Raw genomic sequence first — 26930 nt, 5'->3', positions numbered from 1 at the left:
CTGTATTACGAAAACACCGGCTTGTCTTTCGACAAGCCGGTGTCCTTATTTAAGGCTTTCGCCCGATTTCAGTTTACTGAACTATTTCGTAAACATTGATTTCAGCGGCACTGATAAATGCGTTAGCTTTATCTCCTACTGTTGAAGTTGCAACAAGTCTGATTCTGCGTGCATTAACCTGAACAAATTCTGCTGATTTCTCATTTTTGTTGTTTGCCCATGTACCTGAACCGCCTTTAACCTCTACGAAATTATCTCCCTCAGCTTCTGTGCTATACATCACCTTATATCCTGTGATTGTACCATTGGAGCTTGAGTCTGTTCTCGGTAAATATGTAATCTTATTTACATATCTGTTCTGTCCCAAATCAATTTCGATGTAGTTATCTACGCCGTCCTCACCGATTGTAGGAAGAGGAGACTCTGTAGCCCACTTTGTGTGCCACCATGTTCCTGTATTTCCGTCAATGGCAAGCCTTGCTTCATTTCCTACATGGACGTTAGGTGCAGTTGCTGTAAGAGCAGACTGGTCAATCTTTACAGTTTCGCCTTTCATAACAAGGCCTTCAATTGCATCCTGAAGCTGTGCTACTGCCTCTTCTGCCTGCTTAACTGTCAAATCTAAGGCAGCGCTTTCTTCAATTTTAGTCAATACTTCTGTGAACACTGCGGCGGACTCATCTGTATAAAGAGTTGTATCTATCTCTTTTGCCTCTGCAATCAAAGCATTAAGCTCTGTCTTATCAGCAAGTTTTTCTACAAGACCGTCCACTGCGTTCTGGAGATCTGTTAAAGCCTTCTGTACATCCTGCTCTGTAGCTGCTGCAAAGATGATTACGCCCTGAGCGTTGTCTTTTGCAGCTGCAAATGCTGCAAAGCTATCCTCTGTGTAGTATTTTGCCTCGTAGTCCTTAACCTCGTTGTAAAGAGCTGTCAAAGCGCCTTTGTCAACTGTTGACTGAGCTTCGTCTGTAACTATGAACATTTCATAGATTTCAGGAATTACGTCTGCCCACTCAAACTTAATCTCGAATACGTTTTCAACGTCCTCAGGAATTGCAATCTTGTTAAGGCTTCCTGACAATGTTCCGATTTCCTGCCATGTGTCTGCGCCTGTTCTAATCTTAACAGTTGCGTTGGAGATAGTTGCAGGGTTCTGAACAACTGTGATATCTGTTACAGCATTTGTGTTTTCAGATACCTTGTAGGAAATGCTGCTGTTAGCTGCGGAAGAAATATAGCTTGTAGCCAAATCGCCGTCCATCATCTTTTCAGCATTGTGGTTAGCCTGCTCAACTGCGCCTGCAACATATGTTGGGTTGTTGGAAACAGGTCTGTACTCGTTATCGTTGATTTCAAATTCGCAGAAACGAACCCACTTCTCGGAAGCGCCTGCATCGGATGTAAGCTCAACCTTGATGTATCTTGCAGGAATACCGCCGATTTCCTCGTTCTTTACAGAATAGTAGGAAATGAGGTAGTTGTGGTTGCCGTAGATTTCGCCGATTTCCTTATCTGTTGTGCCGTCGCCGATTGTGATAACCTTTGTCCAATCGCTTCCGTCCTCAGAAACAGAGATATCTGCGTTTCTGATAAAGTCATGCTCACCGTCGTAAACGATGAATTCAAGCTTATTAAGGTCAATTGTCTGGCCCAAATCGTATGTGAAGTACTTGCCTGCACCCTGAGCATTCTTGAACCATGCCATTGTGCCTCTGTTATAGTCGAATGCGTTTGCTGCGCCCTCGATAGATGTGAAGTTTGTATCTGATACGTAAGGAGCAACTATTTCATCGGACTTAACTGTGAGTGCTGCGAAATTAAATACAGCATCAGCTTCGCCCTTGTTGATATATCTTACATATCTTGCATTGACTTCGCCGCCATTGTACTCGCTCCACTCTACTGCGTTTTCTGATACTTCGATTACAACGCCTTCCGGAGCTTCAACGCCTTCAATAGAAATAACGTCACGGATTCTCGGGAGTACAATTCCTATGTACTTGCCGTTCTTCAAGGTGATTTCCTTGTTGATTGTCAAAACGCCTGTATCTGTTGTGAACTCTGTCTGAGAACCGGCAAGTACAGGGATATTTGTGTATACGCTGCTTGATGATGAAGCTGTCGGAGCATAAACATCAAAAGCTCTGAATGCAGACCACTTGCCTGTATTCTCAAGAACTCTGAGACGGATATACTTAGCTGTAACATTCAATGAAGAAGCGTCGAAAGTAACTTCCTTTCTTCCATCCTCAAATCTCATAAGCTCTGTATATGTTTCGCCGTCTGTTGAATACTCAATAACGCCCTTTGCGATAATATCGCCGTGAGAAGCGTCCTTACCCTGGAGAATTCTGATTTCTCCGATTGGCTTAGCCTCGTCAAGCTCGATTCCAATCCACTCGCCTGCCTTAAGGTTGTCGTCTGCTGTGCTATACCATACTGATGATGTGTCGTCTCCGTCAATAAGGTTTGCGTCGCTTCCGGAATATGCGCCTGTATAACCTGAAGACTTAATAACGCCCTTAGCTGTGTATCTCTCAGCTGAGCCGTAGTTCGGGTCGATAATTGCAAGAACCTTTGGTGAAAGTTCGTTGCTGAGTTTTGTTACAAACGGAATAATTCTCTTTGCGCCTGCTTCAACGTTCTGCGGGCCGGAGATATTCTGTACAGGGCAGTTCTTTGAATTTGTCAAAGCTGCTGATGCCTCAAGGTAGTTAGCGCATGCTGCTTCTTCATCGCCCTCTGCAAGAGCAATACCTGTCTTTACAAATCCGATAGCTGCTTGTGAAATATATTCCATTGAATTGAGCCATGGCTCAAGCTCTGTTTTAAGTCTTTCGTTTGTTCCCTTTTCTCTGTATTCATTTAAAGCGGCAACAATCTTTTCGAACTCTGCAACAACTGCGTCGCCCTTTTCCTTTATCTGGGCAGCGTCGCCGCCTGCGAGAGCTGTGGTAAATTCATCGAGGAACGGTCTAAGCTCCTCTGACTCCTGGAGAACAAGTCCGTGTGTATTCGGGCTTGGGTCGGAGTTGTGTTTTGCAAACTCATAAAGTGCGTCAGGTGCGCCCTCGTCGATATACTTGAAGCTGTCCTGCCAGCTCTTATCAACATCAAATGTATCTCTGTTCCATGTGTAGTCGGCAATAGCAAAGATAGATACCTTGGAAGCCTCTGCCTGCTGCATTGGGTTTGTAAGAATACCGGTGAAGCCTGTTACGCCTGCGCCTAAAACTTCGCCCTTACCCATGAGCATACGAACCTTGTTGATATCGTTTACAGGCCAGTTAAGCCACATGAAAGCTTCTCTTCCTGCTATCTGCTTGAAGTAGTCAAAAGTACCCTGGGTTACCCAGCCGCAAACAGAGTCGCCTGTCCACATTACCTGAACCTGCTCAGGCATACCGTCCATCAAATCAGCAAAATACTGAGCGTTTGACCACGCCTTGTTGTAGCCCTGGGGAACAAAGATAAGGTCGTAAACGTCGCCCTTTTCTTCACACCATGCCCACATATCCTTGCAGATTCTGTTCTGGATTGCAACAGGACTGGAAGCGTCGTCAGCAAGGATACCGAACTGTCTTACGCCTATGCTGTAAAGCTGTTCAAACTTAGCCTTGATTGTTTCAAGTCTTTGGTCATAGTTTGCTTCTGTAATGGCATTATACATAAACGGATGGATTGACCATACAAACTTACACTTGGAAGCGTTGCCTGCGTCTACCATCTTCTTCATTTCCTGAAGTCTGTCCTCAGGATAAAGCTCTGTCCACTTTGCGCTGTGGTAAGCGTCGTCCTTAGGAGCGAATACGTATGTATTAGCCTTGAACTTGCCGCCGAATTCCATAAGGCTTATTCTGTCCTCATCGGACCAAGGAATACCATAGTAACCCTCGATAAAGCCTCTGAACTGAGCGTCTGAGTAATCCTCTACTGTGAGAGTCTTAATTGTCTTTGATTCTGCGCACTGCTCAAGGATGAGTTCAAGTGTAGAAACTCCGTAGAAAGCAGCGTCTGTGTTCTTACCGATAATTGTGATTTTGCCTTCCTCAATTTTCAGCATGTAAGCGTCTGTCTTGTCGTAAAGGTCCTCAAAAACTGTAGGAACAACATCGTTTACATAAACTGTGTTTACCTGAGGCATTGCAAGCTTTCCGGCAACAATAAGCTGAATCATTGTTGCGTCAACTACGTTTATTGCCTTATCGTAATTTACATCGGCAACGCTCTCATCGATTGTAATACCTTTCATTCTTATGAGGTATTTCTGAAGTTGAGTAACGTCATCAGATGTAATATTTCCGTCTCCGTTAATATCGCCCAAAAGCTTTTCTCCGCCTTCGTCTCCGTTAACTTCAACGTAAACATTCAGTGCATCTGCGGACTGCTCAACGGTAAATCCGTTGTCCTCAAATGCGCTCTCTGCGTGATTTCTTGTAGCTTCATCAATGTTTTTTGTGTAGTGGATATTTACTTTATCCAGCGCAAATTCCCCGCCGTCGTATGTAATACTCTGGGGAATAGGATAAATCTCGTAAGTATCCGCATTGTTTCCTGCACCGGTTTCTTCTGCGCTTACTGAGCCTAAGGCCATAAAGGAAGAAGAAATCATCAATGCGCTGAGAATCACGCTAATAATTCTCTTTCTCATCGTCTCACTGTCCTTTCCTGTTTTTTATATTTCATTGCAGCCTGCACCAAGTACAGGCTGCAATGTCAGTGACTTAAATAACCGTTAACGATTAAGCCAATTTAACCAGCATAAGCTGAATTGCTGTTGCGTCGTCTACCAAAACAGAACCGTCCTTGTCATAATCTGCCAATGAAAGGTCAAATGTCAAAGACTCGTCAATTCTGTCTGCGCAGTAAAGCTGGATATATGTTGCATCGTTTACAGTAATTTTTCCGTCGTGGTTTACATCGCCCAACTGATACTCAGGCTCAATGGACTTAGTGTATTCATATACGTTGATTTCCGCAGCGTTTATGAAGAGGTTCTGCTGTGTGCCTTCGCCCATTGTTCCCACTGCTCTAAGCTGGATTCTTCTTGCTTCAACAGGTGTGAACTCTACAGTCTTTTCTGTGTAGTCCTCTGCCCATGTTCCTTCGTCAAGCTTTACGAAGTCGTCGCCGGACTCTGATGTGCTGTAATAAATCTCATACTTAACAATGTTACCGTTCATACTTCCGCTGTGGAGTCCCTCATCTCTTCTTGGGAGATAAGTGAGCTTTCCAACTGTGTATGTGCCGCCCAAGTCAATGGTAATTTCGTTGTTTTCGTTGTTTGCCATATCAGGCATTGTACCGTCGTTTGCGTTCCATGCTGAATGGTAATATGTGTTCTCCTTGCCGTCGAAAGCAAGTTCAATTCCGTTGCCCTCATGAACAGAAGAAACTTTACCGCTCAAATTCTCCTGCGGAATAAGCTTGTAGTCCTCTTCAGGCTCTACAGGTGTGCTTCCTGAGCTCTTCAGGTTTGCAGCTGCTGTTGCAAGCTTCATGTATGCATCCTTATAGTCTGCGGAAGTTGCAGCCTCGTTTTCGAGAACTGTCTTTGCATTCTCCAAAGCCTCTGCAAATGCTGCCCAGGATTTTGCTGTGTAGTCAGCCTCGTTCTTTCCGAGGTTCTCGTTGTAAAGCTCCTGAAGCATATCCTTTGTAACAGAAGAATAAAGGTTGATTTCTGCTGCTGTTGCGTGGGTTCCGTTTTTGTCGCCCTTTGCGGATGTGATAACAATCTTAACCTTTGTAGCCTTTACAGCGTCAAACTCAACTGTCTTCAATGCGCTTGAATCTGCCCATGTATGACCTTCAACTATTGTTTCTGTTGAACCGTCAGCCTTTGTGATTACAAGGTTGAACTTCAAAATTCTTCCGTTTGGAGAATCCTGTCTTGGCAAATAGGTCAGCTTGCTGATTTCCTTTTCGCCGTTGAGGTCGATTTCAATCCAGTGCGGATTCTGCTCTGTGCAGGTTGTATCGCTTGCCCAGTTTGTATGCCAGAATGTGTTGTTGTTGCCGTCAAGAACGCTGCCTGCTGCTCCGTCTATGCCAACGCCAATCTGGTTGGAATACTGTGAGCAAGCTGTAGCTGTCATTCCTGTTCTGTCAAGAGCTGTTTCAGGCTCTTCCACAACAACCTCGTCACCTGTTGTGCCTACTGTTCTGTATCCTCTTGTTGCATCCATAATCTCTGCATCTGTAGAAGATGTAGCGAATGGGATAATTGTATATTTATAATTGTATGCCTTATCATTCAAAATCTGATACTGAGGAAGTGTATCAGGTCCGCAGCTTGAGTTACCGTTACCGTCTGAACCGTAGTTTACTGCAAGATATGTGTTCTCGCTTGGTGTAAGCTCATATGGATGTGTTGCAGAATCAAGCTGATCTGAAGTAAAGTGCAATGCGCTTGCTTCAAAGTTGTCGCCTGCTATAACAACGCCGTTTGCCTTATTTTCGTCTGTAACAGCAATCCACTTAACATTTGTAAGGTTACCGCTGTCCTGAACGTCAATAAACGGATAGTACATGTTTGTAACTGTATCTGTGTAGATACCGTATTTTGCAAATGTGTTTCTGTCGCTGTAGGATTCAACTCCGCCTGCGCCGTACCATGTCATCTGCTCTGCGCCTGCCGGAAGAGTCATAACTGTACCAAGTCTTGAATATCTGCCAAGGCTTGTAACAGAGCTGTTGTCAACTGTAACGTCAACTGTAATTGCTCCGCTGCCGTCGATTGTGTACTCGATAATCTCGTCACAGTTTGCAGCTGCTCCGCTGAGGTTGAGAACTGTCTTAATAACAGTCTGTCCCTTGTCGTTTGTTGTAACCTCGCTGCTGTCAAGTGTTACGTTGTCGTCTACCTGTTTCCATGCTGCATTGAGAGCACGGTCGTTGGCGTTCTTTGCTCTCCAGAATGAAGGTACAGGACCCTCTGTAATCAAAACTTCGCCGCCTACTGTGTAATTCTCAATAGCGCCTGTTGTCTTGTTAATCTTAAAGTTGAAGTTTTCACCTGTTACTGTGATATAGTCAGCAGCAGAATCATCAACTGTAACTTCCTTATCGGAAACCTCTGCCTCTACAGAGTATACGTCTGTGTCAAGGAAGAACTGCTCGTAAGCGATTACATAGCCTGCGTCTGCCCAGTCTGTAGCCTCTTTGAGCTTAACATTGATATTGAGATAGTACTCAACGCCGTCCTCACCTGTTGGGAAAGTAAAGCCGTCGAGAAGGATTGAACCTGTTTCGCATGGAGCGATATCGCCGATTATTGCGCCTGTGTCAAAAACTTCGCCGTCCTTGAGGATTTCCCATGTAACGTCGTAGTCTGAAAGTGACTTGCTGGAGTTTTCACTCTTAACAGTTACAGTTCCGTTTAAGAGACTGTCTCTGTCTGCCTCAAACCAGAAGTCCTGATACTCGTACTTAACCTGAGCGATTTCAGGCTGTGGATCTCTGTCAGGAGATATAAGACCGTTTGCGCAGAAGCTGCCCTGGTGACCTGTCTCTCCCCAGTCACCGCCGTAACCGAAGAAGTATCCGTCCATTTCCTCATTATAGAGGGTCTGATGAGCATAGTCCTCTGCATAGTAATCCCATGCATCTATTGGCTTTGACTCGCCTATGCTCTGGCTGTAATCCAACCAAAGAATAACGCTTTCGTTGTCTGCTGTGATAGCAGGAGATGTGCTGTTCTGAGCCTTAATCTCGTCGAGAGTAAGAGCCTTGTTATAAATTCTTGCAACGCCGATTTCACCGTCAAGTGTTCTGCCGTTGTCTGCGCTTATACCAACGCCCAAAGCTGTGTTGGTTGATGCAATGCTGTTTGCAATAGTTGCGGATTTCAAAAGAACTCCGTCACAGTAAATGCTAACTGCACCCTTATTATAGGTTACTGCAAGCTGATGCCAGTTGCCAACCCAATCGCTTGGATAGTTTGCTGATACGCTTCTCCAACCGCCTGAGTACACAAAGAACTCGATAGCGTTTGTTGTTGTCTTAAATGCAACCTGAGTGTCGCCCTTAGCGATAAATATCTGGTTAGTAGCTGTTGAATTTGGCTTAACAGTAACTTCCATGGTGAACTGCTTGTCAGTACCTGAGAGATACTGATTATAGAAAGCTGAATCATCCATTGTTGTGTAACCGTCAACAGACTTTGAAGAAAGAGCCTCGTCAGCGTTTACATCGTTTATTGCGTTTGCATTAAGTGTACCTGTCTTTTTGTTTGAGCTGAGGTCAGATACATTGTAAACTGCACCGAACTCATCCTCAAAGCTGATTCTTCTTGACTGGTCAACCCAGTCCCAAATGAAGCCGCCCATCATATTGTCTGAGCTTCTTATAATATCCCAATAATCGTTAAGGCTTCCCACTGCGTTGCCCATTGCGTGGTCGTATTCGCAGATTACATAAGGAAGTCCTGTTGGGTCGTCGGCTCTTGCCTGAACCTGGTCAACTGTTGGATACATATGGCTTGCTACGTCAACGCCCATCCATGCTTTGCCCTGCTCTACAAATTTACCTGTGGCACCTTCGGAGTGTACCGGACGAGTTGTATCTCTGTCCTTAAAGTACCAGATTGCCTCTGCAAACATGTAGTCACTCCAGCTTGCGTCCTTATTGTAGAAAGTTTCGTTACAGATTGACCACATAACAATAGATGTATAGTTTTTAAGTCTGTTGAATGTTGTTGCCTGTCTGTCAAGGAACATCTTCTTAAATATAGAAGCGTCTTTTCTTGCGTCAAGGAACTGATGGCACTCTGCGTTTGTTTCTGCCATTATGTAAAGACCATATTTATCGCAGAGCCAGTAAAGATACTCATCGTTGCTGTAGTGAGAGGTACGAACAGCATTGATGTTGTTGAGCTTCATAAGCTCGATATCCTTTTCATAAACCTCTTCGGAAACATATTTTCCGTAAACAGGGTCTGTGTCGTGTCTGTTAACACCCTTGAATACCAAAGGCTCACCGTTGATTGTAACCTGCTGATATTCTGTTGTGTTAATTGTATAGTCGTTGTTTGCTCTGTCAGCAACCTCTGTTCTTGTAAATCCGATTTCTCTGAAACCAATCTCCTGAGAAGCAGCTTCAACCATATTGCCATCTGCATCATAGAGAGTGAGAATCATTGTATAGAGGTTCGGGTTTTCCGCTGACCAAAGTTCTGGAGCAAGATTTTCAACGCTGCCTGTTACTGACTTTGTTTCGCCGCCGTTTACTGTAACTGTGGCAAGTGTTGTTTCCTCAAGGAAGTTTGTGCCGTCCTCGTTTTTGAGCTGAACTTTAACAGTATATTCTCCGGCCTGTGAACCGTTGTTTGTAACTTTGATATCTGTGAAATCAAGGTCAGCCTTTGTATAGTCCTCGTTGAGGTCTGTAACAACCTGATAATCGCTTACATATGTTTCAGGAGTTGCAACGATAAATACGTCACGGAAGATACCGCCGTCCTTAATCATATCCTGAAGCTCCATCCATGTAGCGTCGCTGAACTTGTGAACCTCAACTGCCAGAACGTTTTCACCGTCATAGTTCAAAGCGTCTGTAATGTCGAAATAGTGAGGAGAATAGGAGTCCTCGCTGTAGCCGATTTCCTTGCCGTTGAGGTATACATAATATGCAGACTCAACGCCCTGGAAAGAAATCATAACTCTGCCTGTTGCAGACTTCAAAGACTCGTCAACTGTAAATGTCTTTCTGTAAAGGCCTACAGGGTTGTAAATTGTAGGAGCCTGAGGAGCCATGTTGTTGCCCCACTGCTCGCTGCCCTGGAAAGGAACTACAGTATTTGTATAGATTGAGTAGTCAAAGCCCTGCATTGTCCAGCTGCAAGGAAGCTGAAGTCCTGTTTTCCAGCCGCTTGCGCTGTTTATATCGTAGCTTGGCTCATAGAAATTTGCATAATTTTCGCTCTTGGCAACAGTGTCATTCTGAAGAACAACAAGTTCCCAATCCTGATTTTCCTCGCCTGTGAGCTTTTGATAATAAGGTGATTTATCCTTATCATAGTTAAGTGAACCCAAAAATGCATTGTCCACTGTGTCGTAAGGCAAAAATGCAGATGTTGAGGGAGAAAGCACGTTTATACCAAAAACATCTACGTTATCTCCTGTGCCCTTCCACTCGTCATGAGTGAAAATTGAGTCACCGTTGTCGGCAAGCGGTGCTGCCTCTTCTTCATTGCCGCTTTCAAGAACAAGTCTGGCTGAAGCCTCTCCGGAAGTGATTTCGTCTTCCACTTCCTCAGGCAGATATGTTCCGTCCGGCTGTTCCTCAGCAACCGCCGTTGTGGTTTCCTGAGTTGTTTCCTGTGCTTCTTCGGCAAAAACCGATGAAGTTTGTACCATTACACTTGAAAGCATCAAAACTGTAAGTGCAAGAGATACAATTTTCTTTAAATTCTTCATCTTTTTCCTCCTTTTTTCTAAAATAGATCAGAATTTATATTTATACTCGAACCTTTTGGGCCGAATCTAAATCAATTTTACAAGCTGCAGTTTTTGAAATTTATTTTTATATTTTCCGTAAAAACACAAAAATATACTTCAAAATGCCTTTGCAAAGCAAAGCTTATATAAAATAAGCTCTGCTTTGCGTTTAGGTCAAAAAATGAATATGGAATTATCTGATAAAATGAACCTTGATTAACTTATAATCATCTCATAAGGTGCGAGATACTCTACAATACCTACGATATACTTCTGGATTTCTGTAATATCGTTTATATCGATTTCACCGCTTCCGTCTGTATCGGATGCTATAACTGCAATATCAGTCTCACCAAGATTTTCTTCATTGAGATAAAGCTGAAGCACTGTTGCGTCAATAATTGTAATCTTTCCGTTCATATCAATATCGCCGCTCATGTATCTTACATCTGTAGCCTTATCGAGCTCGTCAATCATATTCATTAACTGCTCGTTGGTTGCCTCTGCATTTTCAAGGAGAGCATAGGCTTCTGCCACTTTCTCTTCCAATGCTGTTACGTCCGGTACATACCAGAAAGTTTCAGGATTTTCAGCGATGATTCTAAGCTTGTTCTCTCCCTTAAGAATAGCTGTTTCAAGCTCTTCTCTGTAGTCAGGCTCTGTTTCGTCACCAGGTATATAATACAAAGCAATTTCAGCAGCAGATGCATATGTATTTCCGATTTCTCCTGATACTGAGTCTACTGCTACAAGCTTTACATATTGGGCTTCAACAGTTCCGAATTCTGCCTTCTTCCATGTTGTGTCGTTTGCCCATGTGCCTGTTGCATAAGGTGTGAAGTTTATACCGTCTGTACTTACCTCGATTGAGTACTCTGTGATAATTCCGTTTACACCGCCGCTCTGTCTTGGGAGGTAACGAAGTCCTGTGATGTTCTGAACAGAACCAAGGTCAAGAGTAATCCAAAGGTCATCTCTGTTATTGCCGGCTGCCCACTCTGAATGCCACATTGTGCTTGTGTTCTTGTCGATAGCCTTGTCTGCGCCTTCTCCTGCATGGAAGGAACCTGCTTCAGCACCTGCAACTGCAAGGTCAAAGGAACCGTCGTCAGCTGATATACCATAGCTTGCAACAGCTATTGTTTCGCCGTTTCTCAGTGAGCTTACACCTCTGAGTGTGCTGCTTTCAAGATTTGCAATAGGCTCGATAACTGCGCTGATGTCGCCGTTGAACTTTTCTTCTATTGTGTAATTGAAGTAAATTTCATTTGTGCCTGAACCGCCTGCATAGTCAGCATAAACTGTCTTTGTTTCGTCTCCAACATTGTACTGGAGCTTAACCTGTGCGTTTCCTGTTACAAATACAGGAACTCCCAATGTAACCTTTACTTTGATTGTGTCGCCAACCTCTGTAACGCCTTCGCTTCCGTTTGCACCGTTGATAACCTCAGCAGAAATATCTGTGATTTCCGGATACTCAGGAACATTGTTTACATTGCCGCCGTTGCCCTCAAGGAGATAATCGATGCTGAACTTCTGGAACAGCATGTCGAGAGCGTGCCATGTTGTATCTGTTTCGTAAAGAATACCGATTGTATTTTCATCTATAGATGTAAGGCAGGAATACTGGTCGTGTCCTACGTTGATTGTTGTATATTTCCAGTCTGATGAATTTGTAGAGATAGTGCCGTCGGTAATGTCTGTTACACGAATTGTCATGTTGTATCTTCCACTTGCGTTAGGATTAGAGATAACAAGATATTTTCTACCCTGATACTCATGAACTATTGCAGACAATTGGCAGTAATACTCAGGAATAGCCTGATTAATTTTACAGCTGTCCCATGTTTCTCCTCCGTCACTGCTGAGAGATACATATGCATAGTTAGCCTTGCTGTTTCTGCTCAAAAGAGCTACATTTTCTCCGCCGAGACTAACCATTACATTTTCTGTAAGCATACCCTTTGTGGGAGCGTTTTTATCTGTACTATCATTTAATTTGCTTGATCCGTCAAACTTTTCAATATTTGTAGCTCCGGTATAACCTTCTGTACCGGGGTCTCTGTTTCCGTTGTCAAGGATTTCCTGCGGAGACTGTCCTCTGTGCCATGTAACACCGCCGTCATCGCTGTAAATGGAAGCAGAACTCTGGCTGTTTACCGTAACTGAGTTTGTGAAATAAATTGAGAATAACAGTCTCTCTGTGCCCTCATCTGTGGTAATACTTATTCCTGAACCTGGGCCTGTTCCACAGAATACCATCCAGTCTTCCTTTACCATGCCTGTGATATCCACAGGGTCGCTCCAGGTAAGACCGTTATCTGTACTCTTGAAAAGCCACAGATAACTTGTACAAAGAACGCTCAGCTCGCCTTTGTTTGCTCCTGAATAAAGGAAGATAGAACCTGCGCTCTGCTCTTCGCCCTCAACTGTCTTTACAAGTGTGCCTTTTCCAAAGTCTGTCACTTTGTAATCAGATACTTCTCCCTCGGGAGTATAGACAACGCCGTTTTCTCTCAATGTGTATTCGTTTTTATCAGCGTCATAAAGAATCATGTATTTTTTGCCATCTACTTCTTTATAACCACTACCTGCCTTAAGAAGTCCGTAATTCATAAGAGCATATGACTCTGGGAACATATCAACCAAGCAATAGATTGTACCGTCGCCGGCAACCAAAAGCTCGGAATCGATTATAAACGAATGAGCAGAACCGCCGGATGGAAGGTCTGTAAGCATAATAGGCTCGCTCCATGTTTCGCCCTTATCCTCACTGCGTCTTACCATAAGGTCGATATCGCCGTAGTCAGCAGCTGTTGTCTTTCTCTGGTCGATAGATGCAACCAATGTGCCGTCAGCAGCTGTTACCATTGCAGGGATACGGTAGTTGGCAGAATTACCATAGCCTGAATAGAAGAGAGCTGTTCTGTCGGAAACATCTTCCTCGGAAACGCCTACAGAACCTGTTCCGTTCTGGATAGAAGCCATCTGAGAAACTGAAAGAACATTTGAATATACCTTAACGCTGTTTACGTTAAAGTCGCCGAACCACTGGTTGCCGGCTCCTGTTTTTCCTGTTCTTACCATACCGCCGAGAGATACTGTGTTGAGATTATTTATCCATGTCAATGCGCTGAACATACCTGTGAAAGCCTTTGCTCCCTTTGATACGCCGTCAACATAAAGTGTAACGTTTGTACCGTCAAAAACAAATCCTAAGTTATGCCAGTTTCCGTCATTGAGGTTTACTCCGTCCCAGAATGTATGTGGATTCTGAGCAGCTGTTTTAAATTCAAAACCTACTCTTGTTCCGGCAGAATTCAAATAGAAAGTAGCGTATTCATCCTGAGCGTCTCCGTTGGAGAAAGCAAGATAGCTCTGGAGGCTTGCGCCTGCAACGCTTGAGTCTCTCTTGTATGTAATGTTGATTGAACCCTGGTCCATAGCCTTGATTGCATCAAGGTCAAAATCGTCTGTAACTACCAAAGGCTCTGTTCCTGTTGTATCCTTAACATTTGTTTCGGATATAACTTCTGCCGGGAAAATACCGTGGAACTTGAGAAGCTCTGTTTCATCCAAAGCAAAGTTTGACATATAAACATCTTTGATTGTTCCGTTAAAAGACCAGTCCTTTGAAGCATTAGATCTCTTTGAACCGCCGATAGTTGCTGCAACCAAATCTGAAACGCCAAAATTGCTTGTGAATTTTGTGCTTGTTGCGCTCTTGTTTACAACACACTCACCGTCAAAATAGAATTTATAATATTCGTTCTCTTTTACGGTGAAGCTCAGTGTATGAAACTCTCCGTCGTTATAAGTTTTTGAAAAGCTGAATGATGTGTTTTCTGTACCTCTTATCTCAATACCGATTGTATTTCCGCTGTTGAGGTAAATATTTACGTAGCCGTTTTCGTTACTTTCAGAAAACAAACCAACAAGACTTTGGAAGCTATTGGCTGTTGTTTTAAAAGTAACTGTCCATGTTGCACTTGTGTTATCCTTGAAAAAGTCAATATCCTCTGATATATCCAGCCTGCTCGCTGTAGTGCCGTCAAAGGTCTTTTCTTCGTTCACAAGATAACTCTTTGTGTTTTCCTCTGTAACTGAATCCGATATTTCATTGGCGCTTACCGGCAATACAAGGGCGGATGCCAGCAAAAGAACCGAAAGAATACAGGAAACAATCTTTTTAGTTGTTCTTAGTTTCAATCACAATCTCTCCTTTTTAATTTTTATATATTGATATAACAACCCTTCTGCCACACAAGTTGCCATAAAAATATCCTATTTTCTCACAGCAAGTAAACCTTTTTATACATTTCATTCATTATATGAATTCATAAATCAATGATTTCCGTTAATTCATCAATTCATATAATAATTTATAATTCCTTTTAAGAAATTTGTTATAAAAGCCATGCCACCGGCGTACAAAGAGAGTACGCCAGTGGAGGTTTATTCACTTATTTACTGACTTTTATTATTACTTATTCAGCAGGTCAATCTGAATATATGTAGCATCGTTAACTGTAACCTTGCCGTCATGATTATAATCAGCCAAAGCCAAATTAAATACAAGTCCGTTTCCAAGGTCGCCGCCGTCTTCGATAGCTTTTGTAATGTAAAGCTGAATAGCAGTTGCGTCGTCTATTGTAATGGCACCGTCGCCGTTAACATCTCCGAGAATATCCTCGCCCTCTTCAGGCATATATTTCTCGATTTCTTCGTAAGCTGCCAAAATCTTGCCTATATTACCTGTAACTGTATCTTCATAAACAGCCTTTGCATCTGCAACAGCCTTAGTCATAGCGTCCTTATCGTCGCCCTCAGGCATTGTTGCAAGAGCTGCTTCTGCCCTAGCAATGTAAACTCCGAATGCTTCTCTTTCGTCAGAATTTACCTTAGGAACAATAGCGTTGTAAGCATTTGTAAGCTTTTCTGTCATAGCGTCGATTTCGCTCTGACCTACGCCGGACTGTTCTCTGAGCTGCTTAGCCTCTGCAAGAGCAGCTGTGAAAGCAACCATATCCTGACCGTCGTTGAAGTTTGCAGTCTTAATTGCTTCTGCCTTTTCGATTATAGCGTCAAGCTCTGCCCATTCTGCAACTGTTGTAAGTGCGTCCTTAGCAGCATACAAAGCGTTAATCATTTCGTCAATAGCATTAACTGTTACTTTCTCCTCTTCAACGAGAGCTTCTGCCTCAGCAATCTTGTTCTGGAATGCTGTCCAGTTTTCATCCTTCACATAATCGCTTTCAACTACATTCTTCATTTCGTCGATAGCTGTCTGGAGTCTTGCCTTGTCATCTGCTGTTGCATAGCCAACAAGTGCACCCTTAGCCTCGAGAAGGTTGCTGTAAGCTGTGAAGATTTCATCGTCTGTAGCTGCGTCGCCCTTGTCAATAACTGCCTTTGCAGCTGTCATTGCCTCTGTAAGAGCCGCAAAGCTGTCTTCTGTGTAATCATCAGCGTTGAGAGCATCGCACTCCTCATAGAGAGCTGTAAGGGAATCCATAGTAGCTGACATTTCCTTAACAATGAAGTTGTCAAGGATGTAGTTGTTCTGGTTGCCCTTTGTGATATCGATGTATGCTTCGTTGTCGCCTGTTGTGAACTCCAGTGTTGCTGTTGTCTTTACCCAGCCTGAAGGATTTCCGCAGGATACAGAAGCAAGTGTCTCACCTGTGATATCGTCCTTAGCTGCAAATGTAAATGCATTGTTGCCTGTTGCGAAGTAGTCGATTGTTGCAACATACTTTGTATTAGGCTCAAGTCTTACTGTGTAAGGCATTGTTCTGAGGTAGTCGCCTGCACGAACCTTCATTGAGTAGTTTCCGTCGATAACGTCGTTTGTAACGCCTGGGTTCAACTCAGAAAGGTGAGAGTTATCACTTTCTGTTGTTGTGAATACTCCGTAGCCCTCATCGCCGGACTCAAAGTCTTCGTGGCAAATCTCTGTGCCTGTAAGCTCTGTACGTGTTGTTTCGAGAATTCTTACATCGTCAAGGTTTGCTGTGCCTGTGCCTGTTGTCTTGAGTGTAAGAGTTATTGTATCTGACTCAGCTACAAATGTTACCCACATACGCTGTGTATATGTCTGATACTTACTTGTATGGTGAATACCATATCTTACATTACTGCGCTCCATATAGTTGGAAAGTGTTTCATCTCCGTTCTTAACCTCAATGGTTGCAGTTGAATTGTTTACTGTTGCCCAAACAGAAGCTGTATACTGCTGTCCAGGTGTAAGTCCTGTAATTGTCTGATAGAGAGTACCGTCGCCGTTTATAACAGCCTCTGTGTTACCTCTTGAATTGTTTACAAAGCTGATGTTATCCTGATCGCCTGCGTTCCAAGCGTAGTTCGGGTCATGGCTGTCAAATCCTGGATCCTTAACGTATCCGCCTTCGCCCCACTTAACATCTTCCTGCTCAGCCTGAGCTTCTTTATAAACAACATAGCCTGTGTTAGCCTTTGCGTTGATTGTTACCTGACCGTTCTCGTCAACCTTGAGAACTGTAGGCTCGCTTCTTCCTGTATCGGAAAGCTCATAGAGATAAACCTCTTTAATTCCGTCCCATGAATCCGGGAGATACCATGTGGAGCTGCCGCCGTTTGAATTCCAGTGGTAAATCTTGTTTTCTGTTTCTGCATCCCATGGGATGAATATCTTATTGCCGTTGGCAATTTCCTTGCCGTCCTTTGTGATAACATTTACGCCGTTAACAACCTTTGTAACAACATTCATGTCCTCGCCAAGTACAGCCTCGCTGTTGGAATTGTACTTGTAGATTGGGAACTGAGCCAAATATCTGTTTGGAAGAATGTTTGTAAAGAACTGCTGGATTGTATAGTCAAGTCTGTAAGATGTCTGCCATCCGTCGATACCTACAGTAGCTCTGTCTGTCATTCCTCTGAAGAGTGTTGAGTTGTTGAAAATATCCTGAGTTTCATTGCTTACAAAACGAACAAGGTTTCCGGCTGTGTTAAATCTGCCGTCAATGTGATGTCCGAATGCACTTGCCTTGTCCATCATGTTTACATACTCTGTGCTTACTGCAATGCCTTCGCTGTTGATAGCATCCTGAAGCTTGTACATTGCCCATCTTGTGTCGAAGTAAACGTCAACATAGATGTTCTTGAGCAAGCCCTGAGTATCATCGTAAAGCTGCTGGAGTCTTTCGCCCATATTCTGATAGTCTTCGCCGTTGTACTCGGTCATAAGAATATCGTTTTCACGCTTAATCTGAACTGCGCTGTCATACCAGCTCCAGCCGCCTGCTGTAGAACCGATAATGGAGTACTGAGGAGCCTCTGGATATACCTCTGTATGGTTGATATGAACACCGATGTTTGCATTGTAAGCGTCTGCATTCTGGAGAAGTGTCAGGAAGTCGTCAAGACCGCCGGCACGTGTGTTATAGTTTGCAAAGTCTGGGTGAGAAGCGTCATGACCTTCTGACTGATAACCCTTGATGATGATGTTCTGATTGAATCCGTCTGTTGCAAGATAAATCTTCTTTACGTTGTCAAGAATTCTGAGGAACGGATACTGAGCAGCTGAACCAACGTTCATAGCTATCATTGTCATGCTGTCCTGATAGTTCTCATAGCCTACAACATAACCGTACTGACCCTCGGAAGCGCCTGCATCGTCACGTCTTGCGATAGCTGCATCCTGGAAGTCAACAACGTCGTCCTGGTTTCTGTCGCCTGTAATTGCAATCTTTGCCCAAGGCTCTTCGATAACCTCGTTATCGATGCCCTTGTAAAGGAATTCGTTTGTCCAAAGCTTTGTTACAAAGCTTCCGTCCTCCGCTGCCACTGTGCGGTAAGCAACGCTCTTTCTTGCTTTGATTGAGCCGTTGTTGATTGTAGCACCGATATTGCCGTCGCTGAGAACTGCAATTGAAGTTTCTTTGTAAGCCTTGTCAGCCTCTACAACTGTTGAAAGGTCAACTGTTGTTTCGCTGTTGTAATCGTTTACTCTCAGCTCTGCATCTCCCTGTGTGCTGCTCATGGAAACCATTGCCTGCTCAGGGAAGTTGATTGTATAAATTGTGTACTGACTGTCGTCAATATCTGTGATTGTGTAGTTGATTGTGTTGCCGTCCAATGCATAGTTTACATTCATTGTTACAGCCTTTTCGTCTGTAATATTGATTGTAACAGGATATGTAATGGATGTGCCGTTGTTTACAGCCTCACCTACAACAGGTGTAAACTGCTTGTTGTTGATTTCGATAATGTTATTTGGAGTTGTTTCGCCCGGAGTTGTTGCTCCTGTTTCCAAAAGCTCATAGCCGATAACTCTTGGGAAGTTCTTGTCCAAAGTAACTCTAATCTTCTCGTTCTCGATTGTTGTTTCCTCTACAGTTTCAGGAGCTTCTGCAGGAACAACATTTGTAACACCAAGGTAAGAAGCAGTAATGCTTGATCCGCTCTGCATGAAGATACCCTGCTTACCTGCGCCTGTTGTGATTATATCAACATAGCCGTTGTAGATTTCAGCGTTGTCAAGGTAAACTGTAAGAACCTTTCCTACAACTCTTACTCTCAGTGTGTAAGGCTTAATACGGTCTGAGTAAATTCTCTGACCGTCATCGCAGTAACCGCCGGATGTAAGAGAATAGGTCTGACCCTTTGAGTTCTTAACCTGCCAGGAAAGACCGTTGCCGCCACCGCTTGCAGGATAAATAGCTGTCCAGTTATCATCGTTTACATAACGAACAACAATACCCATGTTGCCGTTGTCCTTAGATGTATTGAACTTGTACTCAACGTCAACATTTGAAAGATCCTTAGAATTCTGGTCGATAAACAGTGTGTTGCCTGTTGCGTTTACAACCTCAAATTCTCCGTTCTCATTGATACCGCTGGAGTTAACATTTCCGGAAACCTTTTCAAAGCCTTCAATGCCGTCCTTGGAGAAGTCACGAACGTAATCATACACAACGTAATGTTTGTCATAGCTTGAGGTATCTCCTCCGCTTGACCAGTTTGTTTCCCACATTGTGCCTTTGTTATCATCAAAAGCATTGCTTATCGGTGTGCTTCCTTCCTGACTTCCTGCAGTAATTTTCATACCGCTTGGGTCAAGCTCGTCCGCTTCTCTTGCAGAAGCAGTGCTGACAGCACCGGTTGCAAGGCAGGACAACGCCATAACAGCTGACAATACCAAAGCCACAAGCTTTTTAGGTGTTGATTTTGCCATAAAATCCATACTTTCTTTAAATTCACTTACAACATGCCTTCTCAATATTCCTAAAATTTTCAAGATGAACGGCAACTGTTCCTGAAAATCAGAAATTTGACTTACTATATTCTTTTTAATAACACAGATAATCACTCAAAAAACATATTATACGCATAATTATCATAACACAAGTGGGTTCTGAGTTCAAGAGCTGTAAAAAAATATTCTAATTTTTGTTATCTTTGACGAGAATCTATCTGTTATATTACACAAAATACCCTCATTATTTTTTATAGTCTATACAAAAATATACTATTAACTTTAAATTTACAGTGCATTTTTTGTCGTATTGTGTAACTTACACAAATTATAGCTTAAATCTGTTTATTTATACAAAAATATGCTATAATTTTATCAGCAATTATTACATTAAAGGAGCTGCAAAAAAATGGCAGAAAATAAAAAACCGGGAAACACTCTCAGCACAACCGAAAAAAAACTAACCTTTTGTATAAAAAGCAAGTCCTGCGGTGCATGTCATCTGGCAAATCTATCCTATGACCAACAGCTTTCTCTGAAAACCGGCACAACAATAAAACTAATATCTAAATTCTGCCATATTGAACCTATAATAGGCGCAAAAAATCCTACAGGTTATCGAAATAAGGCGCAGGCAGTCTTTATGAGGGACAAAAGAAATAATCTTGTATCCGGTATTTACCGTTCCTCCGACGGAAACGCCGTACCTGTTGACAACTGCAGGCTTCAAACAGCAAAAACAAACGAGATTTTCAAAACTCTGTGCCTGCTTTTTAAAAGCTTCAAGGTAAAACCCTTTGACCCGAGAACAAAAAGCGGCTATTTGAGAAGCGTCACCATAAGGGAAGCCTTTGCAACCGGCGAAATAATGGTTATAATTTCCGCTGTAACTCCGGATTTTCCCGCAAAAAAGACATTCTGCACAGCTCTTGTGGGAAAGCATCCCGAAATAAAATCCGTAATATTTGCCCAAAACAAAAACACCGAAAGACTTTTTCAGGGAACAAACAGCAAGGTCCTTTACGGAAAGCCCTACATCACAGATTATCTCTGCGGTTTGGAATTTCACATTTCGCCACTTTCTTTCTATCAGATTAACCACGACCAGACAGAAATTCTTTACAACAAAGCCATCGAACTTGCACAGCTTTCCAATGAAGATACCGTCCTTGACGCATACTGCGGAATAGGAACAATAGGTCTTGTGGCGTCAAAACAGGCAAAATCTGTTATAGGCTTTGAAATAAACGGCGATGCGGTGAAAAGCGCAATAGAAAATGCAAAGCTGAATAAAATTAAAAATGTACGTTTTTATAAGGCGTCGGACAGCGAATTTTTTGATTTTGCCGGCGATGAAAAGCTGAATTTCTCAACAGTTTTTCTCGACCCTCCAAGAGCCGGATGCAGTCAGTCATTTTTAAGTGCGCTTTGCAGTAAAATAAAGCCGAAAAAAATCGTTTACATTTCCTGCAATCCTGAAACCCAAGCCCGTGACCTGAGATTTCTCACTAAAAACGGCTATAAATGCAAAACCTCCCAGCCTGTAGACATGTTCCCCTACACCAACCACATAGAAAACATCGTGCTGATTGAAAAAGTGTTTATATCCGACGTGCAATAACTTAGCAATTAAAATTAACATCATCACACGCCGGGCGAGACGTTAGCTTTAGAAATAACAATGGCTATGTTACAGTTAACTTTGTAGCATAGCCATTTTTTATTATGCCGTTTAATAAAAAAATCAAACCTTAGGGGCGGATTGTATATCCGCCCGGTTGCAGTAAGGTTTTTGTTAAAAATAAGTTAGTTTATAAAAGATAATTTTTATTGACAGATGAACCAAATCCGTATTTTAAAAATATTTTTTGGGACGGTTTGTTATTTAACATCTTCTCCGTAAACGTCATTATTTTTATTATACGGTGCTTGTTGCCGGACACACATGATGGTGCGCCCTACGATATATAGTTCTATATAAGAATAATAAAGAAATGACAAAGCCAACTGAGAGCGAACAATTCCAAACCGCTTAACAAAACGCTTCGTCCGCCTTGAAACTAAGTTTATTTTTATATAAAACCTTTGCAAGGCGGAAACAAAAAACTCACCCGACGGAAAATGGAAGTTTATTTTTACATGAAAGCTTTGCCGTCGGAATCAAAAGACTCGCCCGCTTTGAAACGAACTCTACTTTAAAATTAAGCCTTTGCAAGACGGAAACAAAGGTCTCGCCCGACCTGAAACGGAAGTTTATTTTTATATCCTCCCCTTGCAGGTCGGATATAAAAATAACCCCTCCGAAGTCTCGTCCGGAGGGGTTTGTCAAGAGTTAGACTCTTGTGATATTAAGTTTTATTGAGCGATAGGATTACTCCATGTCAAGCTCTGCAAGCTTTGTGAGATGCTCGTACTTCTTCTCTGCATACTCCTCTGCCTTCTCGAAGAGCTTTTCTGCTCTCTCCGGGAATGCACGGCTGAGTGCGTTGTAACGAACTTCGCCCATGATGAAGTCACGATAAGAAGCTGTTGGAGCCTTGCTGTCGAGCATGAATGGGTTCTTGCCTTCGTCTGCAAGTCTTGGGTCATATCTGAAGCAGTTCCAATAACCTGCGTCTACTGCCTTCTTCTCTTCCTGCTGAGCAATGCTCATGCCGCCCTTAATACCGTGGTTGATACATGGAGCGTAGCAGATGAGGATTGAAGGACCGTCGTAGCTTTCAGCCTCTGTGAATGCCTTGATGCACTGGTTGTAGTCAGCGCCCATTGCTACCTGAGCAACGTATACATAGCCGTAGCTCATTGCGATTGCAGCCAGGTCTTTCTTCTTTGTAGCCTTACCGGCTGCTGCGAACTGTGCAACAGAACCGATTGGTGTAGCCTTAGAAGCCTGTCCGCCTGTATTTGAGTAAACCTCTGTATCGAATACGAGGATATTTACGTTCTCACCGGATGCGATAACGTGGTCAAGTCCGCCGAAGCCGATATCGTATGCCCAACCGTCGCCGCCGAGGATCCACATGGACTTCTTAGCAAGGCTGTCTTTGTCGATAAGTGTCTTCTTAGCAAGCTGGCCTGCTTCGCAGTCGCAGTCTTTGATTTCCTCGAGCTTCTCAATAAGAGCGTCAGCAGCGATTCTGCTTGCGCCTGAGTTGCCGAGAGTTGAGAGGTAGTTGCTGCATGCTTCCTTAACGCTTGCATCCTCTACCAATTCTTCAATCTTAGAAACATACTCGCAGAGTCTGTTTCTGATAGCCTTCTGGCCGAGAGCCATACCGAGACCGAACTCAGCGTTATCCTCGAAGAGGCTGTTATGCCATGCAGGGCCGTGACCCTTCTTGTTTACTGTGTATGGAGTTGCAGGTGCAGAACCGCCCCAAATTGAAGAACATCCTGTTGCGTTAGCAATGAACATTCTGTCACCGAAGAGCTGTGTAGCAAGCTTTGCATATGGTGTTTCACCGCAGCCTGCGCAAGCGCCGGAGAACTCGAGGAGAGGCTGTTTGAACTGGCTGCCCTTAACTGTGGACTCAGCAAACTTGTCGAGAACCTCTGGTTTTGGATCGAGCTTGAAGCCATAGTCGAAGAGCTTCTGGCCTGCTCTCTGAGTATCGATTGGCTTCATTGTGAGAGCCTTGTTACCCTTCTTGCCTGGGCAAACCTGTGCGCAAGCGCCGCAGCCTGTGCAGTCGAGGGTAGATACTGTCATAACGAAGTTGAGGCCCTTCATACCGATCATAGCAGCTGACTTTGTATTCTCCGGAGCAGCTGCGAGTTCTTCGTCTGTCATAGGAACAGGACGGATAACAGCGTGTGGACATACAAATGAGCAGCGGTTACACTGAACGCAGTTTTCCGGATTCCACTCCGGAACGTCAACTGCAATACCTCTCTTCTCATATGCAGCGGAGCCCTGTGGGAATGTACCGTCTACATAATCCATGAATGCAGATACAGGGAGCTTGTTGCCCTTGTAAGCATTAACTGGATGGAGAATTGTGTTAACATACTTAACAACATCTGCTCTGTCGCCTTCTGCGCAGTATGCAGCAGCATCGTCAACGCAATTAGCCCAATCTGCCGGTACTTCAACCTTCTTAAGGTCTGACATACCTCTTTCGATAGCAGCGTGGTTCATGTCAACGATAGCCTGACCCTTCTTAGAGTAAGACTTTGTAGCAGCGTCCTTCATGTACTGCTTTGCTTCCTCAGCAGGAATGATGTCTGCAATCTTAAAGAATGCGGACTGAAGGATTGTGTTGATACGGCCGCCAAGTCCGATTTCCTTACCGATAGCGATACCGTCGATTGTGTAAAGATTTATCTTCTTGTCAGCGATGAGCTTCTTCATCTTGCCTGGGAGTCTCTTTGAAAGCTCTTCAACGTCCCAACCGCAGTTGAGAAGGAAGCTGCCGCCCTCTTTGAGGTCCTCTACCATCTCATACTTATCAACGTATGATGGGTTGTGGCAAGCAACGAAGTCAGCCTTGCTGATGTAATATGTTGATTTAATTGGCTGATGACCGAATCTCAAGTGAGAAACTGTAAGACCGCCGGACTTCTTTGAGTCATATGCAAAATAGCCCTGAGCATACATGTCTGTGTGGTCACCGATAATCTTGATGGAGTTCTTGTTAGCACCAACAGTACCGTCAGCGCCGAGGCCCCAGAACTTACAGGAACGTGTGCCTGCCGGAGTTGTATCTGGATTTTCAACAACAGGAAGTGAGAGATTTGTAACGTCGTCTACGATACCGATTGTAAATCTCTTCTTAGGTGTTGCGCTCTGTGCATTTCTGTAAACAGCAACGATGTCGCCAGGAGTTGTATCCTTGGAAGCAAGACCGTATCTGCCTGTGAATACCTTTACGTTTGCAAAGTCAGAACCGTTGATAGCAGCCAAAACGTCAAGATAGAGAGGCTCGCCGATTGAACCAGGCTCTTTTGTTCTGTCGAGAACGGAGATTGTCTTAACTGTCTTTGGAAGCTCGCTGAGGAGGTAATCAGCAACGAATGGTCTGTAAAGTCTAACCTTCAAAAGACCAACCTTCTCGCCTGCTGCGTTGAGGTAATCAACAACTTCTTCTGTAGCGTCGCAAACAGAACCCATAGCAACGATAACGTGCTCTGCGTCCTCTGCACCGTAGTAGTTGAATGGCTTGTAATCTGTGCCAAGCTTTGCGTTGATCTTGTTCATGTACTCAACAACAACCTCCGGGATTGTATCGTAGTACTTGTTGCAAGCTTCACGAGCCTGGAAGAAGATATCGTCGTTCTGAGCTGTACCTCTGATTACAGGATGCTCAGGATTGAGGCTGCGACGACGGAATGCTTCTACTGCGTCCCAGTCGAGGAGCTCGCCGAGGTCTTCATAATCCCATACACCGATCTTCTGGATTTCGTGTGAAGTTCTGAAACCATCGAAGAAGTGAAGGAAAGGAACTCTGCCCTTGATTGCAGAAAGGTGAGCAACTGCTGCAAGGTCCATAATCTCCTGTGGGTTGTTGGAGCAGAGCATTGCATAACCTGTCTGACGGCAAGCATAGATATCTGAATGGTCGCCGAAAATAGAAAGAGCGTGGCTTGTGAGAGCACGAGCTGAAACGTGGATAACGCTTGGGAGCAGCTCACCGGCCATCTTGTACATATTTGGGATCATAAGAAGCAAGCCCTGAGAAGCTGTATAAGTAGTTGTCAGAGCACCTGCTGTCAAAGAACCGTGAACAGCACCTGCAGCGCCGCCTTCGGACTGCATCTCTGTTACCTGAACCTCTCTGCCGAAAAGATTCTTCTTTCCTGTTGCAGAGAACTTGTCTGTCTCGTCAGCCATAACTGATGACGGGGTGATAGGATAGATAGCAGCAACGTCTGTGAAAGCATATGATACATATGCGGCAGCATTGTTACCATCCATGGTCTTCATTTTTCTGGATATTGCCATTGGAAACTTCCTCCTTAAAAAATACCTTTTCCAACTGGGTTAAAGGTACATATCATGTAAACTCTGATGCCCAGTGTTTCATTAAGATAATAACACTTTTTTCGTCACTTGTAAAGTAAAAATAAAAATTATGGTTTGACATTTTATCAATTTTTCTGTAAAATCTATTTGTAAGAAGGTAAATATGTTATGTTTGGGTTTTCTTTTTGGAAAAAACCCTGTTTTTACCCTCTTTTCCGGAGTTTTTTTAAGCTTTCCGGACACTTATATATACCGAAAGGATGAAAGAAAATGCCTGACGAATCGGGAGGCAACAATTCACAAAGCAAAAAAGGCACCGGCTTCTTCGACAAATTTTTCAAAAATAAAAACCACGAGGAAATGCAGCAGGAAGCCGAGGACGAAATACTCTCTCTTGTTGAAGAGGGAAACGAAAAAGGCGTTATTAAAAGCTCCACAAAGGACATTATCGAGAATATTTTTGACTTTGACGACCTGTCTGTAGGAGAAATTATGACCCACCGCACCGACATGGTGGCAATATCCGACGACGCATCACTTTCAGATGTGGTAAATACGGCAATTTCCACCGGATATTCACGTATCCCTGTTTATCACGAGGATATGGATAAAATAACCGGCGTGCTTTACGTAAAGGATTTGCTGCGCTATGTGCTGGGCGACGTACCTAAGGATTTTAAATTATCAAATGTAACACGTGAGGTTCTTTACGTTCCTAAAACAAAGAAATGCTCTCTGCTTTTCGCCGAAATGACAAAAAAGAAAATGCAGTTTGCAATAGTTGTGGACGAATACGGCGGCACAGACGGACTTATCACCCTTGAAGACCTTATCGAAGAGATTTTAGGCAATATTCAGGACGAGTTCGACCACGAAAAAGAGGAAATAAAGGAACTTTCCGCCAATAAGTTTACCGCCGACGGCTCTCTTCCTTTGGACGAGGTTGAAGACCTTACCGGAACTTCCCTTAAAAACATAGAAACAGACAGCGAAACAATAGCCGGACTTATTCTTGACAAAATCGGCAGAATACCAAAAGAGGGCGAGCACCCGTCAATAATAGTAAACGACCTTATGATAACGGTAGATAAAATTGAGGACAGAAGAATTTCCTCCGTTATCATAGAAAAAAGAGATTAAAATTTCATATTAAAAATTTCAGCGGCTTCAGTTTTGAAGCCGCTCAGCTTGTCCAAAAACCCTGAATTTCTATCTGAAATTCAGGGTTTTTGCGTTTATCAAGCAACCAACACTTTGATAAAAAAGAAGGAGGAATTGGGGTTTAGCCTAT

At 43.5% G+C, this 26930-nt stretch carries 7 protein-coding genes; 2 read left to right on the top strand and 5 right to left on the bottom strand.

Translation table 11 applies throughout. The features are described 5' to 3' along the window. Positions 1-73: 73 nt before the first annotated feature. The 4 genes from B5F08_RS12080 to B5F08_RS12065 form a co-directional block, all read right to left on the bottom strand. Positions 74-4654 (bottom strand): beta-N-acetylglucosaminidase domain-containing protein, encoded by a 4581-nt coding sequence (locus tag B5F08_RS12080; RefSeq protein ID WP_087379873.1) that lies wholly within the window; start codon positions 4652-4654, stop codon positions 74-76. A gap of 91 nt (positions 4655-4745) precedes the next feature. After that, positions 4746-10421: a glycoside hydrolase family 2 TIM barrel-domain containing protein gene (locus B5F08_RS12075; RefSeq protein ID WP_087379870.1), complete on the bottom strand. Its 5676-nt coding sequence runs from the start codon at positions 10419-10421 to the stop codon at positions 4746-4748. 237 nt (positions 10422-10658) lie between these two features. Further along, positions 10659-14651, bottom strand: coding sequence for a sialidase domain-containing protein (locus B5F08_RS12070; protein ID WP_087379867.1), 3993 nt, complete (start codon positions 14649-14651; stop codon positions 10659-10661). Positions 14652-14925: 274 nt separating this feature from the next. Further along, entirely contained in the window at positions 14926-19656 is a 4731-nt protein-coding gene (locus B5F08_RS12065) for an endo-alpha-N-acetylgalactosaminidase family protein (RefSeq protein WP_158096304.1), read from the bottom strand. A gap of 430 nt (positions 19657-20086) precedes the next feature. On the opposite strand from B5F08_RS12065, the gene rlmD reads away from it, so the two are divergent. After that, entirely contained in the window at positions 20087-21298 is a 1212-nt protein-coding gene (rlmD, locus tag B5F08_RS12060; protein ID WP_087379861.1) for a 23S rRNA (uracil(1939)-C(5))-methyltransferase RlmD, read from the top strand. 750 nt (positions 21299-22048) lie between these two features. Here the strand turns inward: rlmD and nifJ are convergent. Further along, on the bottom strand, positions 22049-25612 hold the full coding sequence (gene nifJ, locus B5F08_RS12055; RefSeq protein ID WP_087379894.1) for a pyruvate:ferredoxin (flavodoxin) oxidoreductase: 3564 nt from the start codon (positions 25610-25612) through the stop codon (positions 22049-22051). Positions 25613-25909: 297 nt separating this feature from the next. On the opposite strand from nifJ, the gene B5F08_RS12050 reads away from it, so the two are divergent. Further along, on the top strand, positions 25910-26779 hold the full coding sequence (locus B5F08_RS12050) for a hemolysin family protein (protein WP_087379858.1): 870 nt from the start codon (positions 25910-25912) through the stop codon (positions 26777-26779). The last annotated feature ends 151 nt before the right edge of the window (positions 26780-26930 follow it).

The sequence above is a fragment of the Anaeromassilibacillus sp. An172 genome, assembly GCF_002160515.1.
GTDB lineage: Bacteria > Bacillota > Clostridia > Oscillospirales > Acutalibacteraceae > Limousia > Limousia pullorum.
This window is presented reverse-complemented; position numbering and strand designations above follow the sequence as displayed.